This window comes from Micromonospora sp. HUAS YX12 (genome assembly GCF_040215685.1).
In the GTDB taxonomy this organism is placed as follows: domain Bacteria; phylum Actinomycetota; class Actinomycetes; order Mycobacteriales; family Micromonosporaceae; genus Micromonospora; species Micromonospora tulbaghiae.
On the sequence record NZ_CP157974.1, the window covers coordinates 3,845,192 to 3,861,443 of the forward strand.

At 71.3% G+C, this 16,252-nt stretch carries 19 protein-coding genes and 1 tRNA gene; 15 read left to right on the top strand and 5 right to left on the bottom strand.

All coding sequences use genetic code 11. The annotated features are described in order from the left end of the window. Positions 1 to 14: 14 nt before the first annotated feature. The 9 genes from ABIH81_RS18560 (at position 15) to ABIH81_RS18600 (ending at position 5,916) form a co-directional block, all read left to right on the top strand. Positions 15 to 87: transfer RNA gene (locus ABIH81_RS18560), tRNA-Gly, on the top strand. A 25-nt stretch (positions 88 to 112) separates the two neighbouring features. Beyond that, positions 113 to 1,465 carry a hypothetical protein gene (locus ABIH81_RS18565; protein WP_349876145.1) on the top strand — a complete coding sequence of 451 codons (1,353 nt, stop codon included), beginning with the start codon at positions 113 to 115 and terminating at the stop codon, positions 1,463 to 1,465. Beyond that, positions 1,462 to 1,917, top strand: a complete 456-nt coding sequence (locus ABIH81_RS18570) for a hypothetical protein (RefSeq protein ID WP_349876146.1) — start codon at positions 1,462 to 1,464, stop codon at positions 1,915 to 1,917. Before ABIH81_RS18565 ends, ABIH81_RS18570 begins: the two co-directional genes overlap by 4 nt. Further along, positions 1,914 to 2,834 carry a ParB N-terminal domain-containing protein gene (locus tag ABIH81_RS18575; RefSeq protein ID WP_349876147.1) on the top strand — a complete coding sequence of 307 codons (921 nt, stop codon included), beginning with the start codon at positions 1,914 to 1,916 and terminating at the stop codon, positions 2,832 to 2,834. The genes ABIH81_RS18570 and ABIH81_RS18575 overlap by 4 nt, the downstream gene beginning before the upstream one ends. Positions 2,835 to 3,034: 200 nt before the next feature. Further along, positions 3,035 to 3,325 carry a hypothetical protein gene (locus ABIH81_RS18580; RefSeq protein ID WP_349876148.1) on the top strand — a complete coding sequence of 97 codons (291 nt, stop codon included), beginning with the start codon at positions 3,035 to 3,037 and terminating at the stop codon, positions 3,323 to 3,325. Between the two features lie 62 nt (positions 3,326 to 3,387). After that, positions 3,388 to 4,002, top strand: a complete 615-nt coding sequence (locus ABIH81_RS18585) for a hypothetical protein (protein WP_349876149.1) — start codon at positions 3,388 to 3,390, stop codon at positions 4,000 to 4,002. After that, positions 3,980 to 4,135 carry a hypothetical protein gene (locus ABIH81_RS18590; RefSeq protein WP_349876150.1) on the top strand — a complete coding sequence of 52 codons (156 nt, stop codon included), beginning with the start codon at positions 3,980 to 3,982 and terminating at the stop codon, positions 4,133 to 4,135. Before ABIH81_RS18585 ends, ABIH81_RS18590 begins: the two co-directional genes overlap by 23 nt. Continuing rightward, complete coding sequence (locus ABIH81_RS18595; protein ID WP_349876151.1) at positions 4,132 to 4,515, top strand: hypothetical protein; 384 nt, start codon at positions 4,132 to 4,134, stop codon at positions 4,513 to 4,515. The genes ABIH81_RS18590 and ABIH81_RS18595 overlap by 4 nt, the downstream gene beginning before the upstream one ends. Positions 4,516 to 4,518: 3 nt before the next feature. Beyond that, positions 4,519 to 5,916 (top strand): terminase family protein, encoded by a 1,398-nt coding sequence (locus ABIH81_RS18600; protein ID WP_349876152.1) that lies wholly within the window; start codon positions 4,519 to 4,521, stop codon positions 5,914 to 5,916. 8 nt (positions 5,917 to 5,924) lie between these two features. On the opposite strand, the gene ABIH81_RS18605 is transcribed toward ABIH81_RS18600, so the two are convergent. Next, entirely contained in the window at positions 5,925 to 7,277 is a 1,353-nt protein-coding gene (locus ABIH81_RS18605) for an ATP-binding protein (protein WP_349876153.1), read from the bottom strand. A 148-nt stretch (positions 7,278 to 7,425) separates the two neighbouring features. Here ABIH81_RS18605 and ABIH81_RS18610 point away from each other — a divergent pair, with 148 nt between their 5' ends. From ABIH81_RS18610 to ABIH81_RS18620, 3 genes are read left to right on the top strand one after another with little or no spacing between them, the layout of a single operon-like run. Next, positions 7,426 to 9,090 carry a ParB N-terminal domain-containing protein gene (locus ABIH81_RS18610; protein ID WP_349876154.1) on the top strand — a complete coding sequence of 555 codons (1,665 nt, stop codon included), beginning with the start codon at positions 7,426 to 7,428 and terminating at the stop codon, positions 9,088 to 9,090. Next, complete coding sequence (locus tag ABIH81_RS18615) at positions 9,087 to 9,830, top strand: recombinase family protein (protein WP_349876155.1); 744 nt, start codon at positions 9,087 to 9,089, stop codon at positions 9,828 to 9,830. Before ABIH81_RS18610 ends, ABIH81_RS18615 begins: the two co-directional genes overlap by 4 nt. Positions 9,831 to 9,842: 12 nt before the next feature. Continuing rightward, positions 9,843 to 10,136 carry a hypothetical protein gene (locus ABIH81_RS18620; protein ID WP_349876156.1) on the top strand — a complete coding sequence of 98 codons (294 nt, stop codon included), beginning with the start codon at positions 9,843 to 9,845 and terminating at the stop codon, positions 10,134 to 10,136. A gap of 50 nt (positions 10,137 to 10,186) precedes the next feature. Here the strand turns inward: ABIH81_RS18620 and ABIH81_RS18625 are convergent, their stop codons facing one another. Then, the gene (locus ABIH81_RS18625) at positions 10,187 to 10,552 is read right to left on the bottom strand and encodes a hypothetical protein (protein WP_349876157.1); all 366 of its coding nucleotides are present in this window, start codon (positions 10,550 to 10,552) and stop codon (positions 10,187 to 10,189) included. A gap of 703 nt (positions 10,553 to 11,255) precedes the next feature. Here ABIH81_RS18625 and ABIH81_RS18630 point away from each other — a divergent pair. Next, positions 11,256 to 12,455, top strand: coding sequence for a low temperature requirement protein A (locus ABIH81_RS18630; RefSeq protein WP_349876158.1), 1,200 nt, complete (start codon positions 11,256 to 11,258; stop codon positions 12,453 to 12,455). A 68-nt stretch (positions 12,456 to 12,523) separates the two neighbouring features. On the opposite strand, the gene ABIH81_RS18635 is transcribed toward ABIH81_RS18630, so the two are convergent. Continuing rightward, positions 12,524 to 13,018: a hypothetical protein gene (locus ABIH81_RS18635; protein WP_349876159.1), complete on the bottom strand. Its 495-nt coding sequence runs from the start codon at positions 13,016 to 13,018 to the stop codon at positions 12,524 to 12,526. An 849-nt stretch (positions 13,019 to 13,867) separates the two neighbouring features. Here ABIH81_RS18635 and ABIH81_RS18640 point away from each other — a divergent pair. Then, complete coding sequence (locus ABIH81_RS18640; protein WP_349876160.1) at positions 13,868 to 14,320, top strand: ATP-binding protein; 453 nt, start codon at positions 13,868 to 13,870, stop codon at positions 14,318 to 14,320. Between the two features lie 8 nt (positions 14,321 to 14,328). Continuing rightward, a complete protein-coding gene (locus ABIH81_RS18645) occupies positions 14,329 to 14,652 on the top strand; it encodes an STAS domain-containing protein (protein ID WP_349876161.1) in 324 nt (107 codons plus the stop codon). Here the strand turns inward: ABIH81_RS18645 and ABIH81_RS18650 are convergent. Together ABIH81_RS18650 and ABIH81_RS18655 are read right to left on the bottom strand one after the other, a co-directional pair. Further along, positions 14,649 to 14,837, bottom strand: coding sequence for a hypothetical protein (locus ABIH81_RS18650; protein WP_349876162.1), 189 nt, complete (start codon positions 14,835 to 14,837; stop codon positions 14,649 to 14,651). The genes ABIH81_RS18645 and ABIH81_RS18650 overlap by 4 nt on opposite strands. 403 nt (positions 14,838 to 15,240) lie before the next feature. Beyond that, positions 15,241 to 16,077: a DUF5994 family protein gene (locus tag ABIH81_RS18655; RefSeq protein WP_349876163.1), complete on the bottom strand. Its 837-nt coding sequence runs from the start codon at positions 16,075 to 16,077 to the stop codon at positions 15,241 to 15,243. Positions 16,078 to 16,252 lie beyond the last annotated feature (175 nt).

Below are 16,252 nucleotides of genomic sequence, written 5' to 3' on the forward strand. Positions count from 1 at the left end.
GCATGGCACGCGGTGCGCTGGAAGTGCTGATGGCTGGCACGCCGCCGTTCCACGGTGGAGGCCCAGGTTCGAGTCCTGGCCGGCGCTCGACGCCCGGCCACGGGGGAAGGTGGTGAGCGGCGTGTTCCACGGCAGCATCCCGGCGGACCTGCGCTCGATCATCTACGAGCACGCGGAGTCCTGGCCGGACACCGACCTGTACGTCGGCTGCTCGGGGAACTTCACGATCGAGCGGACGCTGCACAGCCGGCCCGGCGAGCGGCGCGCGATTCACGGCAACGACGTGCAGGCGTACAGCTCCGCGCTCGGCTGGTGGCTGGCCGGCCGGGAGCTGGACTACCGGCTGAAGGACGAGCACGCCGAGGAGCTGGCCTGGCTGGAGCCGTACCTGGCCACGTCGACGGACACCCTGGCGACGCTGATGCTCGGCACCCGGTTCCTCCAGTACGTCGGCCGCCAGGGCGTCTACTACGAGCGGATGGTCCGGGCGACCGTCGGGCAGTTCCCGACGATGCACGCCAAGACGGTGGCGAAGCTGAACGCGCTGACGCTGCGCCTCGCCTCGTACTACTGCGGGGACGTGCGGGACTACCTGCGCGACGTCGTGCCCGCCGAGGCGCCGGTGGCGATGTTCCCGCCGTTCTTCGCCGGGGACTACGAGGCGCAGTTCGCCGGCATTGACGAGTTCTTCGACTGGCCGGCGCCGAGCTACGACCTGCTCGACGAGGACGGCAAGGAGGAGATCATCGGGGCGGTGCTCGACCGGCCGCACTGGATCCTCGGCCTGCACATCGCCCGCGACGAGCTGCGCCGCTGGCTGCGCGGCGTCGTCCAGACGTCCAACCGCGGCATGCCGATCTACGTGTACGCCAGCTCGGGCGCGCGGCGGGTTGTCGCGCCCGCCCAGCAGGTCGCGCCGATCCTGCTGCCGAAGATCGGCCCCGGCGAGGATCTGGGCGACCGCATGGCGATCCACGTGCTGACCGGCGGGCAGTTCTCGGCGGTACGCAGCCAGTTCATGAGCAAGACGATCCTGCCCGGGTCGCCGCTGCTCGCCTGCGCGGTCAGCGTCGACCGGAAGCTGATCGGCGCGTTCGCGTACCTGCCGCCGAAGTTCGACCCGAGCACCGCGTACCTGATGAGCGACTTCCCGGTGTCCTGGACCCGGTACCGGCGGCTGGCGAAGCTGATCGTGATGGCGGCCGCCAGCCGCGAGGCGCAGCTGCTGTTGCAGCGGTCCCTGTCGAAGCGGCTGACCGGCTGGTCGACCACGGCGTTCACCGACCGGCCGAACAGCGCCAAGTACGGCCGGGGCATCCCCGGCGTGAAGCTGCAGAAGCGCAGCGAGCCGGCCGCCGACGGCATCCACCGCTACCAGCTCCAGTACGGCGGCCCGCTGGGTGACTGGACCCTGCAAGAGGCGCTGGCGGAGTGGAAGCGCCGCCACGGGAAGGACGAGCGATGAGCGACAAGCACCGCGGCGGCGAGCCGCCCGCCGCCGAGCAGACCGGGTGCCCGAAGACGCTGTGGGACGGGATGACGCCCTACCAGTGCGACGAGGGCGCCGAGACGGGCGTGTGCCCGACGCACGGGAAGTTCCGGCACGAGCCGGCCGACCCGGACAGGCCGTGCGGGCACCCCGACATGCACCTGGACGCCGACGTGCAGCGGCTGACCGCCTCCGACGACGACCCCACGGTGGTGGCGTACATCGTGGAGCTCTCGATCCGCTGCCTGGGCTGCCAGGAGCGGTTCCGCTGGTCGGGCGTGCCCGCCGGGCTGATGCCGAACCGGCCGGCCTGCTCGCCCGACGAGTTCGTGCTGCACGCGCCGATCCGGCCGGCGAGCGCGGACCCGGACTTCGGCCTCGGCATCCCCGGGTTCGCCATCCAGTACGGGGCGGGAGGCGGCCGGTGAGCGACGTCGACGAGCTGCCCCTGGACCCGCGGCTGATGACCGTCCGGCCGCAGGACCTGACGCTGCTGGAGGTCAACGCGCGGTACATGCGCAAGGAGCAGTACGACCGACTGGTGGCGAACATCAAGCGGGACGGCTGCCTGACGAGCGTGCCGCTGGTGTGGCACGACGTCGAGAACGACCGGAAGGTGGTGCTGTCCGGCAACCACCGGGTCACCGCCTCGATCGACGCCGGCCTCACCGAGATCACGGTGATGGTGGTGCAGCAGAAGCTGTCGCGTGCCCGACAGGTCGCGTTGCAGCTGTCGCACAACGCGATCGCCGGCGAGGACGACCCGGCCACGTTGAAGCAGCTGTACGAGGAGCTGGACGACGTGGACTGGCGGGCCTACTCGGGCCTGGACGACAAGCAGCTCGACCTGCTCGCGCAGGTCGACCTGGAGGGCCTGTCCGAGGCCAACCTGGACTTCGCCACCGTGCAGCTGGTGTTCCTGCCGCACGAACTCGAGGCGGCCCGCGCCAGCTTCGACGAGGCCCGCAAGCTCACCCAGGCGGACGCCCGCTGGCTCGCCGGGTACGGCGACTACGAGTCCACCCTGGACGCGCTCGCGACGGCCCACGGCGCCCACAACGTCGGCAACGTGGCCACCGCCCTCGGCCTCATCCTGGCGGTGTTCGAGCGGCACCTCGGCGAGCTGCGCGACGGCGTGTGGCTCGACCCGGAGTCCGGGGAGCCGATCGGCCACGCGCACCGCCTGGTGCCGATCGAGACGGTGCTGGAGACGCGCTCGATGCCGGCCGACGCGGCGGCGGTGCTGCACCGCGCCGTGGACAAGCTGGTCCGCTCGGGCGAGGTGCCCGCCGACCAGCGGTGGCGGGCGCTGGAGCTGCTGGCCGCCGACTACCTGGCCGGGTAGCCGTGCCCGGCGGCAAGGTGCCCCGCGGCACGAAGGTGATCCTCGCGGTCTACCTGGTGGTGATCGTCGGCGGACTCGCGGCCGGCTGCATCGCCCACTGGCCCGGCTGACCCGGGCACCCCGAGCCCCCCGGCCGGCAGCCCGCCGACCGGAGATGCGGCCGCAGTACCCGACCGCGGCCCGACCCCATGGAGGAAGAGATGACCGGACCCGCCCAGAGCGGCGAGGACCTGTACGCCGGCCTCGACGAGCGCCAGCGGCACGAGCTGGACCGGCGCTGCGACCACCACCCGCCGGTGAACCTGGAGCAGGCCGAGCGGCACCAGCGGTGGCGTACCGCGGTCAAGGCGCTGATGGCCGAGGCGATGCGCAGCCTGCCGTCCGGCCGCGAGACGTCGATGGTGCTGACCAGCCTGGACGACGCCCTGATGTACGGCAACGCGGCGATCGCCCGGCCGCCCATGAGCGGAGGGCGCAGGCCGGGGCACTGAGACGTGGGCGGCCCGGCGCTGCACCCGCCGGGCCGCCCGCCCAGCACCACGAGGAGGTGACCATGAGCGAGCCGGAGATCCTGGCGTGGGACCGGCAGCGCAACGAGCCCGAGAAGGCGTACGGGTACTTCGCCCTGTACCGCGAGCTGGGCCGCACCCGCACCGTCGCGAAGGTCGCCGAGCAGGTCAACAAAAGCCGGGATTACCTCCACAAGCTGGCGACCCGCTGGAAGTGGGTGCAGCGGGCGTCGGCGTGGGACCGGGAAGAGGACCGGCTGTACGCCGAGGGCCTGGCCGAGCAGCGGCGCGACATGGCCCGGCGGCACGCCCGGATCGCGTCGGCGCTGCAGGGGAAGCTCGTCACCCGATTGCAGAACCTCGACGCATCGAAGCTGACCCCCGGCGACATCGCCCGGTGGCTGGAGGTGTCGACCCGCGTCGAGCGGCTGGCGCTGGGCCTGCCCGACTCCACGACGGCGCACACCGGGCCGGACGGCGGGCCGATCCGCGCCGAGGTCGAGTCGATGAGCGAGCGGCAGCGCGCCGACTTCTTCCGCGCGCTGATGGCCGAGGCCGCCGCCCGCGCCGGCCAGACCAACCCGACCGCCGAGCCGGACGACCCGGGCGGCGACGACGAGGACGAGGAGGAGCCCGGTGGGGCGACGGAGCAGGAATGACGGCGACGCGTGGATCGCGGTGGAGCTGCGGATGCCCCGGTGGGCGGCGTGGTGCGCGGCCGGCGGGCTGCTGCTGATGGGCGCGGCGGCCCTCGGCGGCGTGACCGTCGTGGCGTGGGCGGTCGCGCGGTGAGGCGCGGCCCCCGCTCGGGCAGGCTGCTGCTCGACCACCGGGCGCCGGTCGCCGCCCGGCCGGCGTACCAGCCGGGCGGGGTGGTGCGCGGCTGGGCGGAGCTGGACGCGAAGCGGCCGCCGCCAGTGCGCCTCGCGCTGCCGCCGCGGCGGCTGACCCGGGTGCAGCGGCGGGCACTGCGGTTCCGCGCCTGGACGTGGCGACTGCTGCTCGGCGCGTGGTTCGCCCTGATGGTGCTGGCGGCGTGGGCCGGGCTGCGGTGGGTCGGCCCGGCCGCCGTCGCCTGCCCGGCGCTGATGCTGGCGGCGCTGCTGGTGCTGGCCTGGGTCGCGTGCGTCGACCTGCGGCAGCGCGAAGCCGAGATGCGGGCCGGGGACTGACCGATGCTGCTGGCGTACCCGGACCCGGCGCTGATGACCGACGCCGAGCTGGCCGCGTACCTGCGCGAGGTGTCGGAGGTCCAGGGCCTCGTCCGGTACGACTGGCGGCGGCACGCCCGGCCCGAGCAGATGGAGCCGGCGTACTACCGGATCTGGATGCTGCTGGCCGGTCGTGGCTTCGGCAAGACCCGCACGGGGGCGGAGACGGTGCGCGGCTGGGCGGGCGCCCGGCCGGGCGGGCACTACGCGGTGATCGCGAAGACGCACCGCGAGGTGTTCAACGTCTGCTTCACGGCGCGGCGTGCCGGCCTGCTGGCGGTGATCCCGCCGAAGGAGGTGCGGACGTTCAACAAGAGCGAGCCGTACCTGGAGCTGACCAACGGGGCGATCATCCGCGGGTTCGGCGCGCAGGACCCGGACACGCTGCGCGGCTACGACTTCGACGGCTGCTGGCTCGACGAGTACGCGGCCTGGCCGTTGCAGACGGCGCAGGGCGTGTTCGACATGCTGTGGTTCTGCATGCGTGAGGCGCCCGACCCGCGCATGGTGGTCAGCACGACCCCGAAGCCGCTGCCGCACGTGAAGAAGCTGCTGGCGCGGGCGAAGAAGCAGCGGGCCCGGTCCCGCCGGCCCCGGGTGGTGATCACCCGTGGGCGGACGCTGGACAACGCGGCGAACCTCAGCGCGGAGGCGCTGGAGGAGCTGCTGGAGCAGTACGGCGGCACCCGGCTGGGCCGGCAGGAGCTGGACGCCGAGCTGCTGTCCGACGTCGACGGCGCGCTGTGGAAGTCGGCGTGGATCGAGGCCGGCCGGGTCGACAAGGAGGACGTGCCGCCGCTGATGCGCACGGTGGTCAGCGTCGACCCGGCGGACACGGTGTCGGAGACGAGCGACGAGACGGGCATCGTCGCGGTCGGCCGGGGCGAGGACGGCGAGCACTACGTGCTGGCGGACCGGAGCATGAAGATCGCCGGCATGGCGGCGGCCCGCCGGATCTGGCAGTGCTACCTGGACGTCGACGCGGACGTGGTGGTGTACGAGGGCTCCTCGGCGTGGCTGCGGGACATCCTCGTCGACGCCTGGGCGGCCATGCAGAAGGAGGGCCTGATCGGCGGCGGTGACCCGCCGATCGATGTGGTGCAGGCCCGCCAGTCGAAGCGGGTGCGCGCCGAGCCGGTCGCCGCCCGGTACGAGGTCGACCCGCCCCGGGTGCACCACGTCGGCACGTTCCCGGCGCTGGAGGACCAGCTGACGACGTGGACGCCGGAGTCGGGGGACTCCCCGGACCGGCTGGACGCCCTGGTGCACGGGGTGACGTACCTGCGGTCGAAGGAGTCCCGGCGGGCGGTGGTGGCGTCACCTCTCAGCCAACGACTCCGACCGAATGCGGGCCCGAGATGAGGTGGAGATCAGCTCAGCTCCCGCGTGCGCAGCTCGACGCCGGCCTCTTTGGTCCACTCGACGATATGGGCCCGCTGGTGCTGATACCAGAAGTCGAGGCGGACGGCTCCGTCCGGCGTGATTGCAGGCACCTCGGGGGCACCGAACGCCTGGAACAGCTCGCTGGCGAGCCGGTACGTCGCCGCGACCAGCGCCGGACCGTCGTCGCAGAGATCGTCGACGTCGGCGACCATGTCAGCGACCGGCGACTCGGTCACGGCGTCGGTGCCGAGTTCCTCGTTTGGCTCCCCAACGCTGGAGACCAACTTGACCGGGACGACCGGGCCGCCCGGGAAGTCGGACGTGACCGGCCAAAGGGTGGCTCGGATGGTCGCGAGGCCACCGGCGGCCGCGCGGTCGCATGCGTGCCGGGCAAGAAACCGCAGTGCCGCGCAGATGCCGACGGTGAGCGACGGGCCGTCAACGAGGTTCTGGCGCCCGTTCGGGTGTCCCGACCGCGGACCACCGACTGCCGTAGCGAAGACGCCACTCCCGTTCTCGTGCAGCTCGCACGCCCCACGCGAGTACGGCTTGTTTGCTTCATAGGTGGCGGCACCGACCAGGCGGCGATGCCGCACGGTGGACCGCACGAAGCTACGTACCGGCATCCCGAATGCGGCTGGCGGCTGTCCGGCATTGCTCAGCTGAAAGGCGCTCAGCGCGGCGCTGTCGACGGTGAAGCGGCCTGGCAGGTCTGGGACCAGGGTGACGACCAGGAACATCTCGTCGCTCGCGAGACGTCGGAGGAGGTCGACTTCGATGCGGGCGGCCTCATCGATGCGGTCCTTGAATCCGGCGAACCGCGCCCGGTATGCCTCGGCCACCTCTGCCTCGGACAACCAGGCGGTCTCGGTGCCGATCCGCTTCGGGTAGAGCAGCGCCTTGTTCTGGATATAGGCGTGCGGGGCTGTCGCCGTCCGAGCGACCGAGATGACGAGGAAGCCGGTGCCATCCCGGTCGGGGTCCTCGACCGGGATGATCTCGAAGGTCGGCGGCGGCTGCACGTTGGTGATGACGGTCTGCCGGAGCCGGATGCGCTCGCCGTCGCTGATGTCGACGCCGAAGTCCTTCTTGGCGCGGCCCTGGTCGTCCTCTTCCATGCCGAGGATGAGGAGGCCGCCGTTGGCGTTGGCGAGCGCGCCGACGTCGCCGCACAGCTTCTTCCGCTCCGGGTCGTTTCGGCCGTACGTGTCGCGCTTGAAGTCCAGGTCGGGGCCTTCCGTGGTGTTCGGGATGAGCCCCTTGACCTGGGCGTAGGTCAGGGTTTCGTCGATCGGCCCGCCGAGGAGCTGTTCGAGCCTTCGGTTTCGCAGAGGTGGCATGCGTTCGATCGTGGACCGCCCCGCAGTTCCGAGCAAATCGGCAGGTCAGCGAGGTTCCTGATTGGACGGTAGTGGATCTTGTCCTATACAATGAATATGTACGGCCAAGACCGTACGCGAGTTCACGTGGAGTAGGAAGGACCGAGAGGTGACAGCACCCACGAAGACCCGCCGCCCGAGGGCGGCGGCGAAGGCGGCGGCCAAGACCGCGAACAATGCGCCGTACCTCGCCCAGCTCGACCCGCGGGAGCTGGTCGCGCACCCGACCAACCTGCGCACCCAGCTCGGCGACCTGACCGAGCTACGCGCCTCGATCGCCGCGAGCGGCGTTCTGCAGGCGCTGACCGTCGTCCCCGAGGACGGCGGAATGCGGATCGTCGCCGGGCACCGGCGCGCGGCGGCGGCCGCCGAGGCGATCGAGGCCGGCGAGTGGCCGGACGGCACGCCGCAGACCGTGCCGTGCCTGGTGCGGCCCGACATGGAGGGGCTGGCCCCCGCCCAGGTCGTGGCCATGCTGATCGAGAACGACCAGCGCGCCGACCTGACCGAGAGCGAGCGGGCGAACGGGTACGCGCAGCTGGAGCTGTTCGGCCTGGACGTCGCCGAGATCGCGCGGCGCACCGGCCGGACGCAGGTGCACGTCAAGTCGGCGTTGAAGTTGAAGACGCTCGGCGACGTGGCCACCGAGGCGGCCGACGCGGGCAAGCTGACGCTGGAGGACGTCGCCTCGCTGGAGCAGTTCGAGGACGACCCGAAGGCGATGGAGCGGATCCTCAAGGGCGTCGAGTCCGGCTGGGGTGTGCGCCACCGGGTCCAGGAGGAGAAGCGCAAGCGCGACGACAAGAGCGCCACCGAGACGCTGACCGAGGAGCTGACGGCGGCCGGCGTCCGGGTGTTGAAGAAGCCGAAGGACTGGCCGTGGAACTGCCAGATGGCGAAGGTCGAGGAGCTGGCCGACGCCGACGACCAGCCGCTCGACGTGGAGGCGTTGAAGACGGTCGAGGGCTTCGGCGCGATCATCGAGGGCTCGTACGGGAACATGCGGGCCGTCATCGTGTGCGAGGACCCCGAGGCCCACGGGTACAAGCGCACGAAGTGGACGCAGTACAAGAGCCCCGCGCAGAAGGTCGCCGAGGAGCTGGCGAAGCGGGAGGCCGAGGAGCGGCGGCAGAAGCTGCTGGACGCCGGTGAGGTGCGGCGGCGGTTCCTCGTCGAGCGGTGGGGCAGCGCGAAGGCGGCGAAGGCGCTGCTGGTCGACGCGATGCGCGCCGCCGTGGTGATGCCCGGCTTCTTCGACCGGTGCGAGGACGAGCTGGTCGCCGCCCTGGCCGGCGGTGACCCGCGCGACGGGCAGACGGCCGGCATCGACCGGCTGAACCGGCTGCTGGTCGCCCGGTTCGTCGCCGCGCACGAGGGCAACACGGCGACCGTGGCGGCCGGGCGGTACTCCAACCGGGAGCACCTGGTGCTGCCGTGGCTGGACCGCCTGGTGGCCGAGGGCTACGAGCTGTCGGAGGCCGAGCAGACCTGGCGCGCCGAGCTGGTCGAGGAGGAGGAAGAGCGGCGCCGGGCGATGGAGGAGGAAGAGGCCGAGCAGGCGCTGGAGTACGACGAGGCCGAGGGCTACGTCGAGGACGCCGAGGGCGTGCGGCCGACCGAGGACGTGCACCTGCCCGAGGGCGACGTCGAGCCGGCGGCCGAGCCGGACGCTGAGGCCGAGGAGCCCGAGGCCGCCGAGGCCGACGCCGAGCCGGACCCGTGCCCGGAGGCCGACCTGGACGCGGCCGAGCCTGACGCGAAGGACAGCGAGTGAGCGTGACCCCAGCGGGTCAGCCGGAGGCGCGTACCGACCTGGTGCGCGCCTCCGGCGCCGGCCCGACCGACAGCATGGAGGAGCTGCCGCGCGGCACCTGCCCGGCCTGCCAGGCGGCGATCGGCGAGGCGCACCGCGACGACTGCGACGTGGCCGAGTGCCTGGCCACCGGCCGCAAGCGCATGTGGTGCCGGGCCCAGCCGGACACCGCGGGCCACGACTGCGGCCGCGCGGACTGGACGGGCTGGTGGCCGGCGCACGCGGAGGCCCGCGCGTTCGGCTGGCACGTGCGCTGGGACACCGAGGCGCGGAAGTTCGTGCGCTGCACCCCCGACGTGCACGGCTCCGGGCCGGACCTGTCGCGGCTGTACGAGCACGCGCGGTGGGACCGGGAGGCGCGGCGGTGGCTGCGGAAGCGGGCGGTGCTGTTCTCGCGGGCGGTGCGCGGCCGGGCCACGCTGGAGGAGCTGACGAAGCGGGCGCAGCGGTACTGCGGGGAGCAGGGCTACGAGGTGGTCGGCGAGCACGTCGGCACCCGCGGCTGGCGGGAGGCCGTGGCCGACGTCGACGAGGGCAAGGCCGACGTGGTGGTGGTGCCGTCGCTGGACCGGCTGGGCTTCGGCAAGCAGGTGTTCGAGCGGGTCGACGCGGTGCGGCGGGCGGGCGGCACGGTGGCCGGCCCGGGCCTGCGGATCGACAAGGACGGCACGATCGTGGCGACGGCCACCGCGGAGATGTAAGGAGGGTTCACGTTGGAGCGAGAGAAGCGGATCATGCTGGCGTGCCCGCCGATGAACATCAACGAGCTGCTGGAGGGAATGGGCGTCCCGCCGTTCACGCCTACCGTCGACCACAGCCTGGCGAAGTGCGCGGACTGCTCGACGGACGTGTGGATCGGGCCGAGGCAGCGGGAGGCGGCCGGCCGCGCGCCGCGGGCCACGCTGGTGCTGTGCATGGAGTGCGCGATCGTCGAGCAGCACAAGCGCGGCGGCGGGATCGTCGGGCACCTCGGCGGCGGCGACGGCCGACCGCGGCTAGTCCGCTGAGCGGACCAGCGACGCGAGGCTAGTCCGCTTAGCGGACCAACCGGGGCGGGTCACGGAGACGTGGCCCGCCCCTTCGTGTCGCAGTCTGCGCCGACGGGCGGGTCCGCGAGCACGTCGGGGCAGCGGCGGCAGCGCAGCACCAGGTGCCCGCCGCAGGAGCAGGGCCACCAGTCGCGGACCGGCCGGGTGGCGGATCCGCCGGCGGCGTGGCCGGCGCGGCAGTGCTGCGGCTCGTCGCCGGTCAGCTCGCGGACCTGGCGATAGGAGAAGGCGACCACGTGCGGGTCGGCGCGGGCGGCGTTGACCAGGCGGCCCAGGTCGGCCGGGTTGTCGACAACGCGGTCGACGACAGTCACGCCGGCCGGGCTGTCCTCGGCCCAGTCCCAGCGGATGGTGATGTGCCAGGCCTGCGTCACTCAACCTGGCTAGGCCCCCGACACTACCCGCTCATCGGGCCGCGCAGAGGCTCCAGATGCCCCGCCCAATGTCTTCAAAGGATCTTGGTGTCGGATGATGTAGCGCGTGGGTCGTCGCTACGTGTTGTCTGACGTCGAGTGGGAGTCGTTGTCGCGGTACTTGCCGTCGGTGACGCCGCGTAGCCCGTACCGTCGATGCGCATGCTCGGACCGTTTTGCACTCTGAGGTCGGCGGCGGACCTGTCGCCGTTTTGTGGTGTGCGCGTCCGGGGAAATGCCTGCCCGTTGAGCTGCTGCCGCCAGGCGTCGGCTGCGCCGGGCCAAGCTACTCACTGCGGCGGCTGGACTCCTGCCGGACCCTCTCAGTGAGATCACGCCAGCTACCGGCTGAGGTCTTGATCATCCGGTCGACCATCTGTTGCGCGGATCGCTGCTGGGTGAAGTCGTAGGAGACTTCCTGCCCTCCGTCATCGCCGAGGCGGTCACGCACCCGCCAGAGCCGACCGTCGGACAGCAGGCAGATGTCCCGTCGGGCCATCCGACCCGACTTCCCGTTCCACCAGCGGCACACCAATGCTTGATGCACTGCCTAGCAGGGCTCGCGGGACTCGCTCGCCTACCGGTCCGCTATCGGCATCGACAAACGCCCCGACGTGGTACCACTGCCTCAAAGATAAACAAGGCTGGCGGAAAGGGCGGGCCGATGACGACAAGCAGGGCGGCTGCGCTGCTGCGGAAACCGGGGCAACCGAAGCGGGCGACCTTCCTGGACCTCTTCTTCGACCTGGTGTTCGTCTTCGCGCTCACCCGGGTCTCACAGCGGCTACTCACGGACGTTACTTCTCAGCGGTGGGTTGTCCTCACCGAAGTCGGCCACACGGTGCTGTTGCTGCTGGCCCTGTTGATCGTCTGGTTCGTCACAGCGTGGGTAACGGATCTGTACGACCCGACGCGGCCGGAGATCCAGCTGGTGGTCATCGGGACCATGTTCGGCGCCCTGGTGATGGCGGTCGCGGTGCCCGACGCGTTCGGCGCTCGGGCCCTGGGCTTCGCCGGCGCGTACGTCGCGATCCACATCGGCCGTCACCTCGTCCTCGTGCCGGCCCTACGCGGCCACAAGGCGCAGCGCCGATCGGCGTCGGTTCTCCTATGGTTCGCGGTATCCGCCGTGCCGTGGATAGTCGGGGCGACCCTTCCCGGGAGTCCAACACGTGGGGTGTTGTGGACGCTGGCGATAGCCATCGACCTCGCGGGAGCCATGCTGCTCTGGCACACACCGTGGGTTGGCCGCATGACATCCGAGTGGCCCGTCGTGGCCGAGTACCTGTCCGAGCGCTACCGGCAGTTCTTCATCATCGCCCTCGGCGAGTTGATCCTGGTCACCGGTATCACCTACAGCGGCAAATACGTTGCAGGAGGCCACGCCGCCGCGTTCGGAGTGGCGTTCGTCACCACCGCCCTGCTCTGGCGGATCTACATGTACCGAGCCGGCGAGCTGCTGCCCGATGCCATCGCGGCGGCTCCCCAGCCAGGCCGACTCGTCCGACGGGCGATGCTCGCTCACCTGCTCATGGTGGCCGGCATCGTCGCCGCCGCCGTCGGCTATGAGCTGGTCATCGAGCATCCGTCAGGGCATACCGACTCGGCCTGGATCGGCGTCATCCTCGGCGGGCCCGTCCTGTTCCTAGCCGGACGCGCCTTCTTCGAGTACGCGGTATTCGCCCGGGTGTCCCGCTCCCGGCTGATCGGGGCGCTCGTGCTCGCCGGCATCTCACCAGCGATGATCCTGCTGCCGCCACTGGCCGTTGCCATCACCGCTGCTGTCGTCCTAGCCGGCATCGTCACCTCCGACGGGCTCCGCGCCAAGGGACGTCCACCCGAACTGGCGTCACCACCCCGCTAGACAATCTGAACGGCCCCAGCCGCTACTCGTGATCCACTCCCCGTGCCGCGTCGGTGCCTCCGCCGCTGCTACTGCGGGGTGAGTGGTGGCGGCGACAGGTGGGATGCCATGTGGCGGATCGTCGGCCCGCCGGATTCGTGATAGGCGAGGATGATGTCCGGCTCATGGTCGGCGTCTGTGTGGCCCTCGTCCGGCCTCTGGTGGCTAAGACCCCCTCGGTGGTCCCGTGGGGCGCCGACAGTCACATTGATGTCGACGCGCTCCACGTCATCGTCCGTCTTCCCGGACGGGCCGCTGCTGACCACGAGGACGGTCGAGCGGTTCTCATCCGGGCGTGACGGCAAGCTGACGGTGCTTGACGGGTTCGGCGTTGAGACAAGGCTGCGGCATGGCCGGCCGCGGACGTGCAGCGCCTGAGCGAGGTGATCGACGAGGGCTAGGTGTGAATCCGGGCAGGCGACCGCTACACGCAGGCCTCTGCCGACTGACGCTGTCACCATCGCATCGGCGATGGTCGCGAGCACCGCCCGCTCCCGCGCGACCGCGGAAAGATCCATCACCATGAGGCCCCCACCCAGCTCGCCGTCGCCGGCGGCTCGAATATCCAAGGATGAGTCGTCCGGATATCGCCGGTTTCGCCACCGGCTGCCAGGCGCCGGTCCGATTGCCATCCCTGCCGCCAACATCAGCGCAACCAACCGCTTGCTCGTTACATCGTCCCCTCAGGAACGTCGTCCTGCCGTCGGCGGCGCAGGGGCCGCCCCACAGCACCGACCTTGCTTCCTGATCTTGTCGGCGTCCGGGCCTGACGTGCTCTATCGACGCCGTGCCGATGGTTTTCCTGCTCTGCGATCGGGGTACGGACTGGGCAACTCGCTGCCCCTCTGCGGGTTGCTCAAGCATGGGGAGATCAGGGATGACGACGGTGCCTGCGCCAGTCGCGGATCACGCCGAGGACCAACTCAACCGGGAGCTGGCAGAACTGCACGTTCGCGCTAGGCACGCGGCAGCGCACAGCTGGCCGATATTCATGCGCGCCTTGCAGCGCTCGAGGAGCAGATCCGGCGCCATCAGCAGCGCAGATAGTCAGCTGTCCGCTCGCCCGAGCTGCCGCATGCCTGGTGCTGGCTGGCTGCTCATCGCGCGGAAGGCCCCGTTCTGGGGGGAACGGGGCCTTCCTGAGCGCCATGCGGGAACCCCGGGGGGCGATGGGCATCCCCGCTCCGGATGGGTGGCCGCGCACCCCGACCTCTCAAACCGGTCACCGGCGCATCGAGGGAACATACTAGGCAGGGCTCGCGGCACCTACAGAGCGGGTACCCGTTTGAGGCATGCCGTGACCAAGCCATGAAGCGCCCCACCCCGACGTCCCATCGCATGCGGTGGTCCTCCACCAGTTGTGCGGTGCCCAGGTGAGCAGGGGTGGCCACGTCGGGGCCGGTGGGGGCGATCCGGACGATGTCCGGGCCGGCGCGACTCTACTGTCGGACTCGATCACCGAGGTCGCGGTGACGCGGCTGCGGCACGCCGTCGCCGCGGCCGCCGGCGCGGCCGGTCTCGCTGGTGACGCGTTGGAGGACTTCGTCTTGGCCGTGCACGAGCTGGTCACCAATGTCATGCGCCACGGTGGCGGCAGCGGGCGCCTCCGCCTGCTGCGCGACGCCGTATCCCTGTCGTGCCAGGTCACCGACGACGGTCCCGGAACAGAGCATGTTCCGATGGCGCTGCCGCAACCCCGAACCCCCGGCCACCGCGGCCTGTGGCTGGCCCAGCAACTCACCGACAGTCTCGCCTTCGACAGCGGGCCGCACGGCACGACAGCCACCGTCACCGCCCGCCTCCCCGGCGTACAGTCGAGCGGGTGAGGTGCGGCGTGGACCAGACGTGGCTGTCGGAGACGACCGTGAGCGACGGGACCGCAGTCGTGACACTTTTCGGCGAACTCGACATCGCCGCAGCCAGCCAGCTGGGGGAGGTGCTGCAGGCCGCGATCGCCCGCGCGCCCCGCGTCCAGGTCGACCTGGCACGGGTCAGCTTCATCGACTCCACCGTGCTGAGCGCATTCGTCAACGCCCACGGCCGTGCCACCGACACTGGCGTCAGCCTCGCCCTGGTCAATCCCACCGGCCATGTCCGCCGGGTGCTGGCGATGACCGGGATCCTGCCAGCGCTCAGCTCGCCCGACGCCGGCGACTAGGGGCGAGCAACGATGGACAGTCGCAGGCCGTTCTCTGTCTCCTCGATGAGCACACGATCACCGTGGCTGCGGTCGGGCAGCATCGCGTCGTAGAGTTCTTCGTTGCTGATCTCCACGTGGCCACCGGACCTGCTGATGAGGACGTTGAGTACGGCGCGCAGGTTGACATCGCTGAGGTAGCGCATGGGGGTTGTCTCCATAGGTCTTGCTGCTCGAATCGACATGAGTGCAGTTCAGTCCCTGCGACCGGGATGACGTCTGCTCGTCGGAAACCGACCGATGCGGCGGACGCCGCTCCAGACGTGCGCTGGATCTCGCCGACGAGGATGGCAATGGCGACGATCGGTGCGGGTCGGTGTGCCAGGCGTGGAACCGGGTCAACGTTGCGGCGAACAAGGACGTCAGTGTTGCCTTCCTGTGTGTCCGAGGTCGTGACAGGCCGGGTCGTGCCGGCAGGAGCCGGACAGGCTGGGCCACGGGCGTCGCCCGCGCGACGGGTCCCTCGGGCCCGGAGGCTGGTCCCCGGTTCCCGCGGGCCGTAGTGGCGCGGCGGCATCCGCCGCGCCACCGATCCCAGCAGGGCCACGCTTACCGAGCTGTCGGCTCGCCGAGCTCGCCGGTGTCGAGACGCAGGGTCGCGAGCAGCCCGGCGTGCTGGGCGGGGTCGACCTGCTCCGGGAGCTCCCGCTCGACCCAGTCGGCCCTCGTGTGCTGGCCGCGCCGACGCAGCGCGGAAACGATCGTGTGCCGGGCGATTGTCATGATCTGCTCCTCAGTGGCGATGTTGGGAGGATTGCCGGTCCTTCGCTGCCTCGGCGGAGGTGCTGTCGGCGCGGGCGCCGGTTCCGTTGGCGCAGGCTGTCCGGCGGGTCCAGCGTCGGCGGTGCGGGAAGCGACCGCGGCAGGGTCGCCGGGGGCGGTGCGGAGACGGCCGCCACCCCCTCCCAGGTGTGCCTGCCCGGGCTGTCGGCCATCGCCTCGGACCTCTCGCGCGGCGAGGGCGAGCAGCTGCGGAGCATGGACCACGTTGCCGGCGGTAGCGGCGCGCGCCATCGCCGCCTCGGCCAGGTCGACCGGGGTATCCGGCGGGACGACCAGCAGGTCGACCCGATCATCGTTGAGGCAGATGGCGGTCAGCAGGCTGGCGGGCTGACTGGTGAAGTAGCCCAACCGCAGGACCCTGCCGCCGATGGTCAGGCGGCGTGGATTGCCGTCCCATGCCGCGGTGTGGAGAAGCAGCCGGACGATCGGCCCGTGCAGCAGGTCGATGGCGAGGACGAGGTCGGGCAGCTCCGCGACCGGATCTGTGGAGCGGGGCCACCAGCCGCCGTCGAGCAGCGTGCGCGCGGACCGGGTCGGTTCGATCCGCAGGCGCGGCGTCGATGGCGGCAGTGGGGGAGTGAGGGGGCCGGTCGATGGCGTCATGTTGGATCCTTATCGCCGTGACCGCGGCGTAGCGGTGGGGCCGTGCGCGGAGGCGCGCCATCCGCCGGGCGGGGACCGGTTCGGCCACCCGTCCGGCCGGGTCGTCGGTTCCCCGACTGAGTCGCGCTGCAGCTGGGGTGTGCGGATCACCATGGCGACGATCGCGAGCGGTGCG

Coding starts and splice junctions, on each gene's coding strand:
- ABIH81_RS18570 (WP_349876146.1), top strand. CDS start 1,462: ATGAGCGACAAGCACCGCGGCGGCGAGCCGCCCGCCGCCGAGCAGACC.
- ABIH81_RS18580 (WP_349876148.1), top strand. CDS start 3,035: ATGACCGGACCCGCCCAGAGCGGCGAGGACCTGTACGCCGGCCTCGAC.
- ABIH81_RS18585 (WP_349876149.1), top strand. CDS start 3,388: ATGAGCGAGCCGGAGATCCTGGCGTGGGACCGGCAGCGCAACGAGCCC.
- ABIH81_RS18600 (WP_349876152.1), top strand. CDS start 4,519: ATGCTGCTGGCGTACCCGGACCCGGCGCTGATGACCGACGCCGAGCTG.
- ABIH81_RS18605 (WP_349876153.1), bottom strand. CDS start 7,277: ATGCCACCTCTGCGAAACCGAAGGCTCGAACAGCTCCTCGGCGGGCCG.
- ABIH81_RS18630 (WP_349876158.1), top strand. CDS start 11,256: ATGACGACAAGCAGGGCGGCTGCGCTGCTGCGGAAACCGGGGCAACCG.
- ABIH81_RS18635 (WP_349876159.1), bottom strand. CDS start 13,018: ATGGTGATGGATCTTTCCGCGGTCGCGCGGGAGCGGGCGGTGCTCGCG.
- ABIH81_RS18650 (WP_349876162.1), bottom strand. CDS start 14,837: ATGCGCTACCTCAGCGATGTCAACCTGCGCGCCGTACTCAACGTCCTC.
- ABIH81_RS18655 (WP_349876163.1), bottom strand. CDS start 16,077: ATGACGCCATCGACCGGCCCCCTCACTCCCCCACTGCCGCCATCGACG.